This is a genomic window from Sphingomonas endolithica, from assembly GCF_025231525.1.
GTDB lineage: Bacteria > Pseudomonadota > Alphaproteobacteria > Sphingomonadales > Sphingomonadaceae > Sphingomonas > Sphingomonas endolithica.
Genome location: NZ_CP103057.1, coordinates 602,368 through 620,137, shown reverse-complemented (window position 1 = coordinate 620,137; position 17,770 = coordinate 602,368). Strand labels below are relative to the sequence as shown.

Annotated in this window: 16 protein-coding genes and 1 other annotated feature; of the genes, 2 read left to right on the top strand and 14 right to left on the bottom strand. The window is 63.4% G+C overall.

Features of this window, described 5'->3' with window-relative positions; all coding sequences use genetic code 11:
• Position 1: 1 nt before the first annotated feature.
• From NV382_RS03005 to NV382_RS02965, 9 genes are all read right to left on the bottom strand, one after another.
• Positions 2 to 691: an OmpH family outer membrane protein gene (locus NV382_RS03005; protein ID WP_260599065.1), complete on the bottom strand. Its 690-nt coding sequence runs from the start codon at positions 689 to 691 to the stop codon at positions 2 to 4.
• Positions 691 to 3,441: an outer membrane protein assembly factor BamA gene (bamA, locus tag NV382_RS03000; protein WP_260599064.1), complete on the bottom strand. Its 2,751-nt coding sequence runs from the start codon at positions 3,439 to 3,441 to the stop codon at positions 691 to 693. Before bamA ends, NV382_RS03005 begins: the two co-directional genes overlap by 1 nt.
• A 92-nt stretch (positions 3,442 to 3,533) precedes the next feature.
• Positions 3,534 to 4,667 (bottom strand): RIP metalloprotease RseP, encoded by a 1,134-nt coding sequence (rseP, locus tag NV382_RS02995; RefSeq protein WP_260599063.1) that lies wholly within the window; start codon positions 4,665 to 4,667, stop codon positions 3,534 to 3,536.
• Positions 4,664 to 5,821, bottom strand: coding sequence for a 1-deoxy-D-xylulose-5-phosphate reductoisomerase (locus tag NV382_RS02990; protein ID WP_260599062.1), 1,158 nt, complete (start codon positions 5,819 to 5,821; stop codon positions 4,664 to 4,666). Before NV382_RS02990 ends, rseP begins: the two co-directional genes overlap by 4 nt.
• Positions 5,818 to 6,567, bottom strand: coding sequence for a phosphatidate cytidylyltransferase (locus tag NV382_RS02985; RefSeq protein ID WP_260599061.1), 750 nt, complete (start codon positions 6,565 to 6,567; stop codon positions 5,818 to 5,820). Before NV382_RS02985 ends, NV382_RS02990 begins: the two co-directional genes overlap by 4 nt.
• A 50-nt stretch (positions 6,568 to 6,617) precedes the next feature.
• A complete protein-coding gene (locus NV382_RS02980; protein ID WP_260600287.1) occupies positions 6,618 to 7,358 on the bottom strand; it encodes an isoprenyl transferase in 741 nt (246 codons plus the stop codon).
• Positions 7,359 to 7,372: 14 nt separating this feature from the next.
• A complete protein-coding gene (gene frr, locus NV382_RS02975) occupies positions 7,373 to 7,930 on the bottom strand; it encodes a ribosome recycling factor (protein WP_260599060.1) in 558 nt (185 codons plus the stop codon).
• Positions 7,931 to 7,933: 3 nt separating this feature from the next.
• Positions 7,934 to 8,602: a UMP kinase gene (gene pyrH / locus NV382_RS02970; protein WP_260600286.1), complete on the bottom strand. Its 669-nt coding sequence runs from the start codon at positions 8,600 to 8,602 to the stop codon at positions 7,934 to 7,936.
• A gap of 212 nt (positions 8,603 to 8,814) precedes the next feature.
• Positions 8,815 to 9,063, bottom strand: a complete 249-nt coding sequence (locus NV382_RS02965) for a hypothetical protein (RefSeq protein WP_260599059.1) — start codon at positions 9,061 to 9,063, stop codon at positions 8,815 to 8,817.
• Positions 9,064 to 9,225: 162 nt separating this feature from the next.
• Positions 9,226 to 9,281 (top strand) — a sequence feature (sul1 is cis-regulatory element that is thought to sense ions involved in sulfur or methionine metabolism; They are found in Alphaproteobacteria).
• 68 nt (positions 9,282 to 9,349) lie between these two features.
• Between NV382_RS02965 and NV382_RS02960 the strand changes: the two genes are divergently transcribed.
• Positions 9,350 to 10,828: a SulP family inorganic anion transporter gene (locus NV382_RS02960; RefSeq protein WP_418066749.1), complete on the top strand. Its 1,479-nt coding sequence runs from the start codon at positions 9,350 to 9,352 to the stop codon at positions 10,826 to 10,828.
• Between the two features lie 61 nt (positions 10,829 to 10,889).
• Here the strand turns inward: NV382_RS02960 and tsf are convergent, their stop codons facing one another.
• The 4 genes from tsf to NV382_RS02940 all read right to left on the bottom strand — a co-directional run bounded on the left by tsf (position 10,890) and on the right by NV382_RS02940 (position 14,752).
• Positions 10,890 to 11,822: a translation elongation factor Ts gene (gene tsf / locus NV382_RS02955; protein ID WP_260599058.1), complete on the bottom strand. Its 933-nt coding sequence runs from the start codon at positions 11,820 to 11,822 to the stop codon at positions 10,890 to 10,892.
• Between the two features lie 102 nt (positions 11,823 to 11,924).
• Positions 11,925 to 12,809 carry a 30S ribosomal protein S2 gene (gene rpsB, locus NV382_RS02950; protein ID WP_260599057.1) on the bottom strand — a complete coding sequence of 295 codons (885 nt, stop codon included), beginning with the start codon at positions 12,807 to 12,809 and terminating at the stop codon, positions 11,925 to 11,927.
• Positions 12,810 to 13,206: 397 nt separating this feature from the next.
• Entirely contained in the window at positions 13,207 to 14,013 is an 807-nt protein-coding gene (pssA, locus tag NV382_RS02945) for a CDP-diacylglycerol--serine O-phosphatidyltransferase (protein ID WP_260599056.1), read from the bottom strand.
• A 7-nt stretch (positions 14,014 to 14,020) separates the two neighbouring features.
• Positions 14,021 to 14,752, bottom strand: coding sequence for a phosphatidylserine decarboxylase (locus NV382_RS02940; protein WP_260599055.1), 732 nt, complete (start codon positions 14,750 to 14,752; stop codon positions 14,021 to 14,023).
• Between the two features lie 165 nt (positions 14,753 to 14,917).
• On the opposite strand from NV382_RS02940, the gene NV382_RS02935 reads away from it, so the two are divergent.
• A complete protein-coding gene (locus tag NV382_RS02935; protein ID WP_260599054.1) occupies positions 14,918 to 16,138 on the top strand; it encodes an NADP-dependent isocitrate dehydrogenase in 1,221 nt (406 codons plus the stop codon).
• 414 nt (positions 16,139 to 16,552) lie between these two features.
• Here NV382_RS02935 and NV382_RS02930 read toward each other — a convergent pair whose 3' ends face one another.
• A complete protein-coding gene (locus tag NV382_RS02930; protein WP_260599053.1) occupies positions 16,553 to 17,761 on the bottom strand; it encodes an FAD-dependent oxidoreductase in 1,209 nt (402 codons plus the stop codon).
• Positions 17,762 to 17,770: the final 9 nt, after the last annotated feature.

Genomic DNA, 17,770 nt, shown 5'->3' with positions numbered 1-17,770 from the left:
TTCACCGCGGCTTCTCGGCCTTCCGCGGGGTCGTGGTGGCAGGCGTCGCGGTCCCTGCCGCCGGTGCTGCGGCTGCCGCAGCGCCGGTACGGGCCTGCTGGCCCGGCTGCCAATTGGCCGGCGGCGTGATGCTCGCCTTCGGGTACAGACGGTCAAGCTCGGTGCTGATCGCCGGCGTGATGTCGGCTGCGGGATCGGCGAAGAATGCCGCGTTCGGGCGCAGCAGCAGCGTGATCCGGCGCGACTTCACCACGTTGGTAACGGCATCGTTCACCTTGCCCGAGATCTGCTCGGCTGCATAAGCGCGCGCGCGCGACGGCTGCAGCGTCATGCGGCCCAGTTCCTCCTGCGCAGCCTTTTCCTTGGCCTCGATCTGGGTCAGCTCGGGCGCACGGCGTGCCCGTGCGGCCTCGATCTCGGCCTGGCTCAACTGGTTGTCGCCATTGCTGTCGAACTTCTTGTAGAGTGGCTGCAACTCCGCCGAGATTGCATCGCCGCGCGTCTTGGCCTGGTCGAGCTGCGTCTTGTAGGTCGTGGCGATTTCCGCCTGTGCTGCGGCCCACACCTTGGAATTGGCGACCGCCGCTTCCGGATCGGCCACCGCGACGGTCTGTGCCTGCGCCTGTGCGGCGATCAGCATGATTGGAGCAGCTGCTACGGCCGCCAGAACGAAATTCTTGTACGTGTTCATCAGAATGAAGTCCCTACGTTGAACGTGATCAGTTTGGTATCGTCGCCCTCATCCTTGAGCAACGCATAAGCGAGATCGATGCGGAGCGGGCCGAACGGTGAATTCCAGTTGACGCCGGCACCAATCGCCAAACGCGGCTTAGCCGAATTGCCGACGAAACGCTCCTGGAACGGCTGGATTGGCTGGCCAACCGCAATGTTTGGCGTCACGCCGTTGCACTTGCCGCTCGCATCGGGAATGCCGGCGGCGCAGCTCGTCGCCACCTGCCCGCCATCCGCTTGCGTGTAGTAATAAATCGGGTTGTTCGACGCATCAAGCGTTGGCTGGAAGTAGGATTGCACGGTGACGTTGCCCTTGGCGTCCGTCGTGGTGGGGAAGCATCTCGCAGTCTGCCCGTTAGCGCAGATGCCGATAGTTTCTCTCGGCTTGGTAATGCCAAACAAGGCGCCGGTTTGCAGGTAGATCGACGGTCGCAGCCCCAGTTCGCGCGCACCCGCGCCCAGTGGGATCTCCAGTTCCAGCCGGCCCGAATAGTAGGCCCGGCCGCCCAGTGCATCATCACTAATGTTGTCACGGTTCGTCTCGACCGTCTGGAGTCCGGTCGTCGGATCGGCAATGTAATTCGCGCGCAGTACACGTGGACCGACACCGCGAATGTTGAAGCCTCGGAATTCTGGCTCGCCGAGATAGAAGCGGTCGGTGATGCGCACCTTGTCGATACCCTCGCCACGGCTCTTCTCCTGCGAATGGATATAACCGCCCTCGGCACTGGCCGACAGGATGAAGCCGCTGCCCAGCCCCCAATATTTGTCGCCGTCGAGCTTGGTTCGAATGTACTTCACGTCACCACCCAGCCCGGCAAAATCCTGGCTGATGATCAGCCGCTGGCCCGCGCTCGGACGCAGGCGGCTGTTAAGGCTGTCGAAGATCAGCGAATAGCCGACAGAGGACGTCGCACGATTACCGACCGCATCACAAAGATATTGACCGGCGATGAAAGGATCGCAGACACCGTTCCTAAAAAAGCGCGACCGGTCGAGCCCGACCTTGTCGAAGCTCAAGCCGTAGCGTGCCGACAGCGACCAATATTCCGTAAGCGGCACGCCTGCCCGCAACTGGAAGCCGGTCGATACCTGCGTATAGGTGGTGTTGCGGTCACCATTGTTGTTGAATTGGAATGAATTGTAATCGCGCCGGAAAATATCGCCGCCGACCGCAATGTTCTTGTCGAACAGATATGGCTCGGTAAAGCCCAACTCGACCGACTTCGAATAGCTCGAATAGTTGACGCTGGCGCGCAATTCCTGGCCCTTGCCTCGGAAGTTGCGCTGGCGGATCGATGCCTGGACGATGAAGCTCTCCAGGCTCGAAAAGCCTGCCGACAGCTGCAGCTCACCGGTCGACTTCTCCTCGACGTCGGCGGTCAGCACCACGCGGTCGGGCGCAGATCCTGCCGTCTGCTTGATCTCGAACTTGTCCTGGAAGTAGCCGAGCGAGTTGATGCGGTCCTGCGAGCGCTTGACCTGGAAGCTGTTGAAGGCATCGCCTTCCGACAGGCGGATTTCACGCCTGATCACCTTGTCCTGCGTGTTCGTGTTCCCGTTGATGTCGATCCGCTCGATATAGGAACGCTTGGCCTCGGCGATGTTGAAGTTCAGCGTCATGGTCAACGCTTCCCGGTCACGCTGATACTCCGGGTTCACCTCGGTAAAGGCATAACCGAACAGGCCCGCGGTTTCGCTCAGCGTATCGATGGCCGTTTCCACCTTCTTCGCGTCGTACCAGTCGCCCTTCTTGATCCCGACGCTTGTTGCCAGCTTGGTATTGTCGAAATCGCGGATCGAGCTGTCGACGGTCACGTCGCCGAACTTATAGCGCGGCCCCTCCTCCACCACATAGGTGATGATGAAGTCTTCCTTATCCGGCGTCAGTTCGGCGATGGCCGACGTCACGCGGAAATCCGCATAGCCTTCTGTCAGGTAGAATTGGCGAAGCTTCTGCTGGTCATACGCCATGCGATCCTGGTCATAGCTCGTCGCCGAGCTCAGCAGGCGGAACAGGCGTGCCTGCTTGGTCGCCATCTGCTCACGCAATTTGTCGTCGTCGAACACCTCGTTGCCGATGATGTTGATCTGGCGGACCTTGGACTTGGCGCCTTCGCTGATCTCGAAGATCACATCGACGCGGTTCTGGTCGAGCGACACCATCTTTGGCGCGATCGTCGCGGCGAAGCGGCCCTGGCGGCGATACAGCTCGACGATGCGGGCGATATCCTGGCGGACGGCGGTACGCGTGAAGATCTGCCGCGGAGCGAGCTTGATCTCTTTCCGGATCTTGTCTTCCTTCAGGCGCTTGTTGCCCTCCAGGATGACGCGGTTGATGATCGGGTTCTCACGAATGCGGATGATGATGTCGCCGCTCTCGACGCCGGCAATCGAGACATCGGCAAAGAAGTCGCTGGCGAGCAGGTCACGCAACGCCTGGTCGAGTGTCTCGTTGGTATAGGCCTGGCCCACGCGCAGCTTGGTGTAGGACAGCACCGTGTCCGGTTCGATACGCTGCGAACCCTCAACGCGTAGCGTCTTGATCGTGCGCGATACGGGCGCTGCAACCGGCGCCTGCGTGGTCGTTGCGGCGGTCGGGGCTGACGCAGCGGGCGCAGGCGCCGGCGCCGTCTGGGCGCTCGCCATGACGGGCAGGCCAGACAGCATCGTGCCGGCCAGCAACGCTGTCGTGGCGCGAACGCCCATCGTAGAAACCTTGATCGCTGTCACTATCCCACCCCAAAAACGGAGAAATTACGCGGGCCGATACCGTGCCGGTACCCCCTGCCTTACCTAGATCAACCGATCAAGCCGGCCAAATTCTTCCACAGCCCGAAAGCGCCTAGATCGTTGAAGGTTACCAGCATCATCAGCATCAACAACGCCACCAACCCGCCACGAAAAGCCCATTCCTGCACTTCCGGCTTCACCGGCCGCCGCCGCACGGCCTCGATCGCATAGAAGAACAAATGCCCACCATCCAGCATCGGGACTGGCAAGATGTTGATGAACCCCAAGTTAATCGACACCAGAGCAATCAATCCGATCAACTCCGGCACGCCGAGACTAAGCTGCTCGCCCGACACCTTGGCGATGCGCAAGGGGCCGCCGAGTTCGCTGACCGACCGTCTGCCGGTCACGATCTGACCGATACTGTCGACCATCATGGTCACGATCGCACCGGTGCGTTTGATCGCAACGCCCGGCGCATCCACCAGATCGACCGGCATCCAAACCGGCTTGACCGGCGCGATGCCGAGCAGGCCGATCTTGAATTCGTTGCCGAAGCGGTCGCGCAGCGTCTGCGATCCGATCGCCGCGTTGATGCTCATGGCCTTGCCGCCGCGATCGAAATCGACCCGCAGCGGCTGGTCGGCACGCAGCTGGATATATTGCTGCACTTCGTCGAACGTGCGCACACTGCGGCCGCCAAGCGCAGTGATCCGGTCACCCGGCTGCATGCCGGCCTTTGCCGCAGCGCTGACCGGCACGATCTCGCGCGCGATCGCGGGCGTGCGGCTCTCGCCATAGGCAAGCGCGAAACCCATCAGGATCAGCACGGCAAGAACGAAATTGACCGCCGGGCCCGCCGCGACGATGATCGCGCGCTGCCATAAGGGCTGAGCCTGGAACGTTTGTGCTCGCTCGGCGGCGGGCAGCGACAGCCATGCCGCATCGGGCTGGCTCGCCGGGTTCATGTCGCCGGCGAACTTCACGTAGCCACCCAGCGGCAGCCAGCCGAACTTCCAACGCGTACCGCGCTTGTCGGTCAGGCCGAAAACCTCGTGGCCGAAGCCGATCGAGAATGCCTCGGCCTTCACGCCGAACCAGCGACCGGCGAGATAATGGCCCATCTCGTGCACGAACACGAGCGGTCCGATCACGAGCACGAAGGCCAGAATGGTCAGGAAAAACCCGGGGGCTTCGATCAACGACTGCGATCCTCAATACGTTCTGCCGCAATCCGGCGCGCCCCCGCGTCGACTGCCAGGACCTCGACCAGCGTTTGCGGGGCCGGTGGGTCGTAACACGCCAACGTATCGGACACGATTGCGGCAATTTCGAGGAAGCTCAATCGTTTTCCCAGGAAAGCGGCAACCGCGATCTCATTGGCGGCATTGAGAATTGTCGGACGTGCGCCCCCGGCATCGAGCGCGGCACGCGCCAGCCGCAGTGCCGGAAAGCGCACCTCGTCCGGAGCCGAGAAATCGAGACGCCCGATCGCCACCAGGTCGAGCGGCGCCATCGGCGTCGGCATCCGATCGGGCCAGGCCAGGCAATGGGCGATTGGTGTGCGCATATCGGGCGGCCCGAGCTGCGCCAGCACCGATCCGTCGACATAATCGACCAGCGAATGCACAACCGATTGCGGGTGGATGACGATTTCGATTGCGTCATGCGGCACCGGGAACAGCCGTGCCGCCTCGATCAGTTCCAGCCCCTTGTTCATGCACGTCGCCGAGTCGACCGAGATCTTGGCGCCCATCGACCAGTTCGGATGCGCCACCGCTTGCTGCGGCGTCACGCTCCGCATCTGTTCGGTCGACCAATCGCGGAAAGGTCCGCCGCTGCAGGTGATGACGATACGGCGGACGCGCTCGGAGCGGCTCGCATCGAAGCATTGGAAGATCGCGTTATGTTCGGAATCGGCCGGCAGCAACGTCGCCTGATGCCGCTTGGCCGCGGCAAGAATGATCTCGCCTGCGGACACCAGCGGCTCCTTGTTGGCGAGCACGACGGTACCGCCCTGCTCCACCGCCGCCATCACCGGTTCCAACCCAGCGCAACCGACGATCGCCGCCATCGTCCAGTCCGCGCCCATCGCCGCAGTGTCGAGCAGCGCTTGCCGGCCGCCTGCCGTATCGATGCCGGTCCCCGTCAGCCGCTCGCGCAACGCCGGGAGGTACGCTTCATCCGCCATCACCGCCGACCGCGCGTTGGTCCGGATTGCCGCCGCCGCCAGCTTCTCGACATCGCGATCGGCCGTCAGCGCGAGCACCTGAAAGGCGTCCGGATCACGCTCGATCAGGTCGAGCGTCGAACTGCCGACAGAGCCGGTCGCCCCCAGGATGGTAACCGTCTTCACGCGTAGAATCGCGGCAGCACGACTAGCAGGGCAGCAAGCGGCGCCACCGGTACCAATCCGTCCAGGCGATCGAGCACGCCGCCATGCCCCGGAAGGATGCTCCCGCTATCCTTCACCCCTGCCCGACGCTTCAACCAGCTCTCGAACAGATCGCCGCCCACGGCCACCGCCGCCAGCACCGGTGTCGCCAGCGTCATGCGCCACGGCAGTCCATATTGTACGTGCATCAGCGCGCCGAACAGGCTTGCCGCCAGCACACCGCCGATCAGCCCCGCCCACGTCTTGTTCGGGCTGATTGCGGGCGCGAGTTTCGGCCCGCCGAACGTCCGCCCTGAGAAATACGCGCCGATGTCGCACGCCCAAACCAGCGCAAGCGCCCATAAGGTGAAGACCACGCCCTCTTCCTGCCGCCGGAGAAAGACCAATGCCAGTACCGGCAGACCGCAATAGATGACGCCGGCCGCCAAGGTCGGTCGCCGCGTCACGATGACGCAGAAGAATGCCGCGCCGGCCAACAGGCCGATGGTGAAGAAGTCGTGCACTTCGAGGATCAGCGACGCCGGCGCCATCGTCGCCAGCGGCACGGACACGCTAAACTGCGCGAGACGCTTGTTGCGGGCGCTGGCCACCGGAGTGACCGCGTCGAGATTGGCCCATTCGGCCATCATCACCAGCGCCCCGACGATGCACAGCAGCCAGAACGCCACGCCGCCCAGCCACAGCGCCACGCCTGCAACCAGGATCATGAGCGCACCGGTGCCGGCCCGTACGCCGAGATCGGACCTTCTAGCCTCGTTCACAGGCCGCCATAGCGCCGCTGGCGTTGCCCGAACGTCGCTACGGCCGCCGCCAACGCCGCGCCGTCAAAGTCGGGCCACAGCGTATCGACGAACAGCAATTCGGCATAAGCCGCCTGCCACAGCAGGAAGTTCGACAGCCGCACCTCGCCCGAGGTGCGGATCAGCAGGTCGAGGGGTGGCAGATCGCGCGTATCGAGCTCGCGCTCGATCGCCGCTTCGTCGATCGCCTCGACCGATAATTGGTTTGCCACGGCCCGCCGGGCAAGCGAACGCGCCGCCGCGGCGATCTCCGCCTGGGCGCCGTAGTTCAGCGCAATGACCAGGATCGGGCCGGTATTGGCCGCCGTCCGCGCAATCGCATCGTCGACCATTTTGACGAGATCGGCCGAGAAGCGACGATACTCACCGATCACGCGCAGCCGCACGTTTTCGCGAACGAGCTCCTCGATATCGCTGCGGATGAACACGCGCAGCAGCCCCATCAGGTCGCTGACTTCCTCCTCCGGTCGACGCCAATTCTCCGAGGAGAAGGCATACAGCGTCAGCGCCTCAATCCCCATCGCCCGCGCCGCGCGCGTGACGGTGCGGACCGCCTCGACGCCGGCCTTGTGACCGGCAAACCGCGGCAGGAAACGCTTCTTCGCCCAGCGCCCATTGCCGTCCATGATGATCGCAACGTGGCGCGGCAAGGCGGCCCCGCCAGTGCCGGGGTCACCGCCTGCGGTCTCCGGCGCCATGGCAGGAGCCGAACTCACTTGCCCAGGATTTCCTTTTCTTTGGCACTTGCGGCCGCATCGATGTCGGCGATCGTCTTGTCGGTCAGCTTCTGGACTTCGGTTTCGAGCTTCTTGCGATCGTCCTCGCCAAACAGACCCTTCTTTTCGTCGGCCTTAAGCGAATCCATGCCGTCGCGGCGCACGTTGCGCGCGGCGATCCGCGCATCCTCGGCATACTTGCCCGCAAGCTTGGCGAGTTCCTTGCGGCGCTCCTCGGTCAGATCGGGGATCGGCAGGCGCAGCGTGGTGCCATCGACGATCGGGTTGAGCCCGAGCCCTGCCGACCGGATCGCCTTGTCGCACGGGCCGACATTGGCCTTGTCCCATACCTGTACCGAGATCATGCGCGGCTCGGGGACCGAAACCGTCGCCACCTGGTTCAGCGGCATCTGCGCGCCATAAACCTCGACCGTCACTGGATCGAGCAGCGAGGTGGAGGCGCGCCCTGTGCGTAGGCCCGACAGATCACCCTTCAACGCCTCGACGCTACCCGCCATGCGGCGTTCGAGATCGGCCTTGTCATAAGCGGCCATAAGTCACCCTTCTTTCTGTACGGTCGTCGATATGCCGTCACCTGCCAGCACGGCAGAGAAATTGCCATGCTCGCGGATGTTGAACACGACGATCGGAATATTGTTGTCACGGCATAGGGCAATGGCGCTGGCGTCCATCACCTTGAGGTTCTTGGCCAGCACGGTATCGTAGCTGACCGTCTTATAGCGCGTTGCCCCCGGCACCAGCTTGGGATCGGCATCATACACGCCATCGACCGAGGTGCCCTTGAACAAGGCATCGCACTTCATCTCCGCAGCGCGCAATGCAGCACCGCTATCGGTGGTGAAATACGGCTCGCCGACGCCGGCCGCGAAGATCACCACACGGCCTTTTTCGAGATGCCGCTCGGCACGGCGACGGATCACCGGCTCGCACACCTTGTCCATCGAGATCGCGGATTGAACGCGAGTCGATACGCCGATCTGCTCCAGCGCATTTTGCACCGCCAGCGCGTTCATCACCGTCGCCAGCATGCCCATATGGTCGGCGGTCGCCCGCTCGAACCCCTTGGCGGCGGCGGCCAGCCCACGGAAGATGTTGCCGCCACCGACGACGATGCACAATTCATAGCCCTGCGCCTTCACGTCGGCAATCTCGCCGGCAACGCGCGCGGTAACGGCAGGATCGATCGCGAGGCCGTTCTCGCCCATGAGGACTTCGCCCGATAATTTGAGCAAGATGCGTTTGTACGGGCGTAACGTCACGGGGGTCCAATATGCTGCGAGTGGGATGGCGCGGACCTTACTGACGCAGGCGCGGAATTGGAAGGGGCGACGGCAGGGTCAGCATCCTGCCCGGCGCATGATGCGGTGTGGAACGCACGCGACCCGGAGTGTCACATGGGGCGAACGCGCGCTCCATCTCAAAAATTAGACCGGATCGATGACGGCCGGACCAGCCGATCCTCGTAAGCCCAGGTTCTGGTCACCACGTCGATCGAGAAGGCGATCGCCTTGTTCTCGTCCTCAGCAAAACTGTCTGTCTCGGCTTTGGTCAGCGCGATCGTGACGTCATATTGCCCGACGCCGCCGGTAGTGACAGTCATGTAATACTGACCGCCCAGCTCGAATACATCGATCATGTAGCAATCGCTCGACCGCAGAATCGTCATGGCTTGGCTCCGATGACGTTCGGTATACTGCCTCGCGGATCGAACTGGCGACCTCTGGGATCCGCCATATGAGATCACAGCGATCCGCGGCTTCTCGGGCCTGGTCCGACCGCTGGTCGGCTGTTGCGCGATGATCCTCCAGCTCCTACAGCGGCGCATTCGCTTGGACCCGGTGCAACCCCGGGTGGCTATTCCGGCCGCCGATCCGCCGGACAACGCATCTCGCATGGCAGAGCTCACGCCGTTCCCGGCTGCCACCGTAGCGATTTTCGCGGACACTCATTTGATGAACATGACCCCCCTCGCTCGGTATAGCGCCGAATGGTTCACCGGCGTCGCGGCGGCGCGGCGCGACGTTCTGGCTGGCATGGTCGCCACCTTCGCGCTGATCCCCGAAGTCATCGCCTTCTCGTTCGTCGCGGGCATAGATCCCGAGGTGGGCCTGTTCGCCTCCTTCGTGATCGGCATCGTGCTCGCCTTCGCTGGCGGCCGGCCCGCAGTGATTTCGGGCGCAGCGGGATCCGTCGCACTCGTAGCCGCCGCCCTGGTTCACAGCCATGGTCTTGGCTACCTGCTCGCCGCCACCTTGCTTGCCGGCATGTTCCAGATCGTCTTCGGGCTGGTCAAGCTAGACGTCCTGCTGCGCTTCGTCTCGCGCTCGGTGCGCACCGGCTTCGTCAACGCGCTCGCCATCCTGATCTTTTCGGCGCAGGTGCCGCAGATGCTCGGCGTCTCCTGGCATAGCTATGCGATGATCGCCGGCGGTCTTGCCATCATCTACCTCGTGCCGCGCCTGACAAAGGCGATCCCCTCGCCGCTCATCTGCATCGTCGTCCTCACGGCGATATCGATCGCCTTTCCGATGCCGATCCATACCGTTGCAGATCTCGGCCGCCTGCCCGACGCGTTGCCCAAATTCGGCCTCCCCGCCGTGCCGTTTGATTGGAAAACGCTGCGCATCGTCGCGCCTTACGCCTTCGCCATGGCAGCGGTCGGCCTGCTCGAATCGATGATGACCGCCAGCGTCGTCGACGACCTGACCGAAAGCAGCAGTTCCAAGGCGCGCGAGTGCACCGGTCTCGGCCTTGCCAACGTTGCGGCGGGCCTGTTCGGCGGCATCGCCGGCTGCGGCATGATCGGGCAAACGGTCGGCAACGTGCGCTATGGCGGACGCGGCCGGCTGTCGACCGTGGTCGCGGGTGTGTTCCTCCTCGTCGTCATGGTGCCCTTGCGCCACTGGGTCGCACAGGTGCCGGTCGCCGCGCTCGTGGCGATCATGATCATGGTGTCGATCAGCACCTTCTCCTGGGGGTCGCTCCGCGATCTGGCTCGGCATCCAAAGGTCTCGGGCATCGTGATGCTCGCGACCGTCGCAGTGACCGTGGCGACGCATGATCTGTCCGCCGGCGTCGGGGTTGGCGTAGTGCTGAGCGGCGTCTTCTTCGCCTACAAGGTCACCCGCTTGATGCACGTGGCGACCCGCTACGACGCCGCGACCGACACGCGGATCTATACCGTAACCGGGCAGATATTCTTCGCCAGCGCCGACATCTTCGCCGATCGCTTCGACCTGCGCGACACAGCAGGCGCGGCACGGATCGACCTTACCGCAGCGCATTTGTGGGATGTAACGGCGACTGGCGCGCTAGAGGACGTCGTTACCAAGATGCGCCGCCATGGCATGGTCGTCGAACTGGTCGGCCTCAACGAGGCAAGCGCCATCTTGATCCATCGGCATGCGCCGCAGGTTCGCGTCGCGGACTGACTACGAAAAAGGGCCGCGCCTTGCGGCACGGCCCTTTCGAAGCTTTATCGGAGAACCAGCCTCAGACCGGCTGCTTGACCCCGGACGCCGCGGCGACTTCGGCGGCGAAGTCGCTCGTTTCCTTCTCAATGCCTTCGCCGAGCTGGAAGCGGACATAGTCGGTCAGCTTGATCGGCTTGCCGGCAGTCTTGGCGGCATTTGCCACGACGTCGCTGATCTTGGTCTTGCCGTCCATCACCAGCAACTGGCTGACCAGTGCATTTTCCTTGCGGTACTTGGCGATCGAGCCCTCGACCATCTTGGCGACGATGTCGGCCGGCTTGCCACTCTCGGCTGCCTTTTCGGTCGCGATCGCACGCTCGCGGTCGATGATCTCCTGGTCGAGATCCTCTTCGTTCAGCGCCAGTGGGAAAGCGGCCGCGATGTGCATTGCGATCTGCTTGCCTAATGCGTTCAGCGTCTCGGCATCGGCTTCGCTCTCCAGCGCAACCAGCACGCCGATCTTGCCGAGGCCCGGAGCCGCCGCATTGTGGACATACGGCACAACGACGCCGGCGCTGACTTCGAGCCGCTTGGCACGACGGATCGCCTGGTTCTCACCGATCGTGGCGATGTTGTTGGTCAGCACTTCCTCGACGGTCTTGCCGCCAAGCTCAGCCGCCTTGATCGTGTCGATCGAGTCGCCCTGATCGAGCGCGATCGCGGTCACGTCGCGCACGAACGTCTGGAACTGTTCGTTCTTGGCGACGAAGTCGGTCTCGGAATTGACCTCGACTGCCGCACCCTTGGTGCCCGCGACGGCGACGCCGACCAGGCCTTCAGCTGCCGTGCGGCTAGATTTCTTGGCGGCCGATGCCAAACCCTTGGCGCGCAGCCAATCGATCGCGGCGGTCATGTCGCCGCCCGATTCGGTGAGTGCCTTCTTGCAATCCATCATGCCCGCGCCGCTCTTCTCGCGCAGGTCTTTCACCGCAGCTGCCGTGATCTCGGCCATGTCTCTAATCCTTCTTCAGTCTGCAAATGGTATGCGGGCGGGGAAAGACTATTGCCCTACCCCGCCCGTTAACTCAGCCCCACTACAACAGCAGGGTGACGCTTATGCGTCGATCTGGCGCTCGCCTTCGGCTGCCGTTTCCGGCTCCGTCGATGCCGCCGGCGTCTCCGGATCGGCAGCGGCAAAATCAGCTTCCGTCACCGATGTGTCGGCAGCGACCGACGGCGATGCCTCGATCGGGGTCAGCGCCTCTTCGACCGGCGGCTGATCGAGCGAACCGACATCGACGTGACGTGCCTGCTGCTCCTGGCCACCGCGCGTCGCGGCAATGGCGATCGCTTCGCAATACAGGCGGATGGCGCGGCTGGCGTCATCGTTGGCCGGTACCGGGAACGCGATGCCATCCGGCGAGACGTTCGAATCGAGGATCGCGACGACGGGGATGCCCAGCGTGTTGGCTTCCTTGATCGCCAGCTCTTCCTTGTTGGCGTCGATCACGAACATCACGTCCGGAATGCCGCCCATGTCGCGGATGCCGCCCAGCGACAATTCCAGCTTGTCGCGCTCGCGCGTGAGCTGCAGCACTTCCTTCTTGGTCAGGCCGTGCGTGTCGCCCGACAGCTGCTCTTCCAGCGTCTTGAGGCGCTTGATTGAACCCGAGATCGTCTTCCAGTTGGTGAGCATACCGCCCAACCAGCGATGGTTGACGAAATGCTGACCCGAACGCCGCGCGGCTTCTGCGACCGGATCCTGTGCCTGGCGCTTGGTGCCGACGAACAGCACCTTGCCGCCAGCAGCGGTCGAGGCAGCGACGAATTCGAGCGCGCGCGCGAACAGCGGTACGGTCTGCGAGAGATCGAGGATGTGGACGCCGTTGCGGTCGCCAAAGATGTAGGGCTTCATCTTCGGGTTCCAGCGATGCGTCTGGTGTCCGAAATGCGCGCCCGTTTCGAGCAACGCCTGCATGGAGACGACTGGTGCCGCCATAGATAATTCCTTTCCGGTTGAGCCTCTGGGAAGCGAGTGATCCAGCGGGCAAAGCCCCGGACACCGGCTATGTATGCTTCCCATGCGGTGTGAAGCTGGCGCCTCTATCCGAGAACAAAGCGCAAATCAAGCGTTGACAGTTGGAACATAGATGGAACATAAGGAGGCTGTAAGTGGATCATGGAACTTAGCACGATTAACCGTGTTTCTCGTTCCGTACTTTTGGCCCACTAATCAGGGAGTTGGGCAATGATGACGGTTGTAGCATTTCTCCTCTTCGCGGTGACGTTGACGACGTCACTTGCCGCGATGTTCTACACGCTTGTTCCGGCGATGCCGCGGATCGTGGCGCTGCTCAGCAATGGTCACGATGTCGTGCCGATGCCGAACCTCGTGCTTAGGGACCGGCGTGCCCAGCCGCGGGTGCGGCAGATTGCCCACCCTGTGACACGGCGCGCAGCCGCTTGATGCGGGCATATCCCGCAATGCTGAACGGGATCGAGACAATATAAGCCACGCACAGCGCGCAGACGGTATGCCACGGCGCCGAAACCAGCGCGGCGAAGATCAGCACGGCCACGGCCAGTGCCTCGAACCGGATGTTGTTGCGCAGCTTCATCGATCCCCATGAATAGGTCGCGACGCTCGACACCATCAACGTGGCGATCAGCGCCACCCAAGGTGCGACCAGATAGGGCGAGCGGAAGATCGTCTCGCCCGTCCAGACCCAGAAGAACAGCGGCAGCATCGCCAATGCCGCGCCGGCGGGCGCCGGTACGCCGGTCAGGAAACCAGCCGACTTATGCGGCTGCTCCGACACGTCGATCTGCGCATTGAAGCGCGCCAGGCGCAGCGCGCAGAATACCGCCAATATCAACGCGCATAGCCAGCCGACCCGCGGCAGGTCCTTCAGCGACCATAGATAGACGATCAACGCCGGCGACACGCCGAACGATATCGCGTCCGCCAGCGAATCAAGCTCGGCACCAAAGCGGCTCTCGCCATGCAACATGCGTGCGATCCGCCCGTCCAGGCCATCGAGCACGCCCGCAACCATGATCATCGTCACGGCCACTTCGAACTCGCCGGAGATGGCAAACCGGATGCCGGTCAGGCCGAAGCACAGAGCCATCGCCGTCACGGCGTTGGGGGCGACGGCGCGCAACGGCAGCCCGCGCCGAACCCGGGGGAGCGGACGCCTCATGCCTGTATCACTGCGCGATGCCGGTCGGCGACACGCCGCCGATGCGGCCAAGCACGGTCTCTCCGGCGATGCTGCGCTGGCCAAGGCAGACCTGGCAGGCAACGTCGTCGGGCAGGAACACATCGACACGGCTGCCGAACCGGATCAGCCCGACCCGCTGCCCCGTCGCCACCATGTCTCCGGGCTTCACGAAGCCCAGGATGCGGCGAGCGACCAGCCCCGCAATCTGCGTAAAGCCCACGCGGCGGCCATCCTTGCCCTCGACCACGATATGCTGGCGCTCATTCTCCTCGCTCGCCTTGTCGAGATCGGCGTTGAGGAACTTGCCCGAGATATACACCACCTGCCTGATGGTGCCCGCGATCGGCGTACGATTGATGTGAACGTCGAACACGCTCATGAAAATCGACACGCGCACCAGCGGCGCATCGCCCAGCCCGTTCTCACCGGCCAGTTCGCGCGGAATAGCAACGCGCTCGATCATCGTGATAAGCCCGTCCGCAGGCGCGACGATCAGGTCGCTGCCCTGCGGGGTCGTGCGTATCGGATCGCGGAAGAACGTCACCACCCAGGCGGTAACCCCCAGCAACGGCCAGAACAGGACGTCCGAGATCAGCCAGGTGCACAGCAACGTTATTGCAAGGGCGATGAGAACGTATTTGCGCCCCTCGGGGTGCATGTCGGGGAATCGCCATTTGACGGTGGTCGTCGCCAGCGGCGGCTTGTCGAGTGATGCCATTGCTCGGTACTACCGACGAGGGAGCGCACTGACAACGTCCATCGGCAAACGCCGCCGACAGGCAGGTCCGCTGACGATGCGGAAAGCCGCATCATGGCAAGGTTGATCAGCGCGCCTCTTGCTCCTAGACGCATGGCCAAACCTCCCCTCACGGAAAGAACATCGATGGCGAAGATCAAGGTTAAGACGCCGGTCGTGGAAATCGACGGCGACGAGATGACGCGGATCATTTGGCAGTGGATCCGCGAGCGCCTGATCCTCCCCTATCTCGATATCGATCTCGAATATTACGACCTCGGCATGATGAGCCGCGACGGCACCGACGACAAGATTACCGTCGACAGCGCCAAGGCGATCCAGAAATATGGCGTCGGCGTGAAGTGCGCGACGATCACGCCGGACGAGCAGCGCGTCGAGGAATTCGGCCTCAAGAAGATGTGGAAGTCGCCCAACGGCACGATCCGCAACATCCTGGGCGGCACGATCTTCCGCGAGCCGATCGTGATCAAGAACGTCCCCCGCCTGATCCCGGGCTGGACGCACCCGATTGTCGTCGGCCGCCACGCTTTTGGCGATCAGTACAAGGCGACCGATTTCCTCGTCCCCGGCCCCGGCAAGCTGCGCCTGGTGTTCGACGGCGATGACGGTCAGGTCATCGATCAGGAAGTGTTCCAGTTCCCGACCTCGGGCGTCGCGCTGGCGATGTACAATCTCGACGATTCGATCCGCGATTTCGCTCGTGCCTCGATGCATTACGGACTGAACCTCAAATGGCCGGTCTACCTGTCGACCAAGAACACCATCCTCAAGGCCTATGACGGCCGCTTCAAGGATCTGTTCGCCGAGGTGTTCGAGGCTGAGTTCAAGGACAAGTTCAAGGAAGCGGGCATCGTCTACGAGCATCGCCTGATCGACGACATGGTCGCCTCGGCTCTCAAGTGGCACGGCGAGTTCGTCTGGGCGTGCAAGAATTACGACGGCGACGTGCAGTCGGATCAGGTCGCACAGGGCTTCGGCTCGCTCGGCCTGATGACCTCGGTGCTGCTCACGCCCGACGGCAAGACGGTCGAGGCCGAAGCTGCCCACGGCACCGTCACGCGCCACTTCCGTCAGCACGAGCAGGGCAAGGCGACCTCGACCAACCCGATCGCCTCGATCTTCGCCTGGACCGGCGGCCTCAAGTATCGCGGCAAGTTCGACGGCACGCCCGAGGTCACGCAGTTCGCCGAGACGCTCGAGCGCGTCTGCGTGCAGACGGTCGAGAACGGCCACATGACCAAGGATCTCGCATTGCTGATCGGCCCGGAACAGCCGTGGATGACGACCGAGCAGTTCTTCGAGCAGGTCCGCCTCAATCTCGAAACGGCGATGGGCGTTCGCGCCTAAACAACCGGCGAGAAGTTCTGGCGCTCGGCGCGGCTTGAGGTTGGTGGGTCCTTCTCGTCAACCAAGTCGCGCCTGGACCGTGTCTCGGGCATCAACCAAGAGCCTTAGCCCGGACTTGTTCGGTGATCGCACCGCTTGGACATGTACCACGTCATCCCCGCGCAGGCGGGGATCCATACCGGCTTGCTTTCGCGGCTGGAGTCCTGACGTTCGACTTTATGGATCCCCGCCTGCGTCGGGATGACGAACTATGCTCGTAAGGGATCGGCGTCATGTTTCCAGGGTCCACGGTGCCGCGCGCTCTACCTTCCACGCACTGTGCATGTCGAAAGCCGCTTGGTGGACCCCCGGAACAAGTCCGGGGTGACGAAGGCATAGCTTCGACGGAACGCCAGTCGGCCCGCACACCCAAGGCTATCTCCGCCCGCCGGCATCCGGAGAGCGGACATGCTCCGGCCGAAATCCCATCCCGATCGCACGCGCCGGCATCCGGCGCAGCGGGGCGACGCGATCGAGCGCCCGCGCTACGAACGGCGGCCGTTTCATCGGCTCGGTCGATCCGAGCAGCGGCGCGACGATCCGGTCCTGTGCGGTCCGCTGCGCCCATTGCGTCAGTCGTACCGGCAACATGCGCCTCTTCTCCACCTGCTCCAGCAATGGATCGGGGTCCAAGCCACGCGCCATCGGCGCGGCCAGCACGTTGGCGGCAGCAACCGCATCCTGGATCGCCAGATTGATGCCCACTCCGCCAAGCGGCGACATGGCATGAGCAGCGTCGCCGATCACCAACAGACCCGGCCGGTGCCATCGCTGCAGGCGATCCACCGTTACGGTGAGCAGCTTCACCTGATCCCAGTCGGTGATCGCTTCATCCACACCGACCGTCTCTGGTCCCACCGCACGAACCCGGTTGCAAAAGGCCGGCAGGCCCTCTGCCTTGATCCGTTCCGCCGTGCCCTTGGCGAACACGAAGGCGCATTGCCAATAGTCACCACGATCGATCAGGATGAACAGGCGCCCGGCGTCGAACACGCCCGTCGTGTCGTTCTCCGCGCCCGCGCGCTTAGGCAGGCGAAACCAGAACACGTCCATCGGCGCGCCGATGTTGATCGCCGGCAACCCCGCCCGAAAGCGTGAATCGCGGCCGTCGCAGGCGATCACCAAGCGTGACCGTATATCCTCGTTCTGCGCGGTACGCACCCCGGCGACACGGCCCGCTTCTTCGATGAGCGCGGTGCCCTCGCAGCGTTGACGCAGCTCGAACGTCGGGTAGCGTCGCGCTTCGCTGGCGACAAAATCCAGGAACTCCCATTGCGGCATCAGCGCGATATAAGGTGCCGGCACGTCCAGATGACGAAAGTCGGCGATCTTCGTCGCCCGCCCGGCAATGCGCGCGCCAAGCTCGGCGACCCGATCGTGCGGCCGATCGAGCAGTTGGGGCAGCAAGCCCAGTTCGTCGAAGATCCGCAACGTCGCCGGATGAACGGTATCGCCGCGGAAATCTCGCAGGAAATCGCCATGCTTTTCCAGCACCAGTGTCTTCAATCCCGCACGCGCAAACAGCAGCCCGGCCACCATGCCGGCCGGCCCACCGCCGACAATCAGAACATCAGTGCCGGGCATGGGCTGACA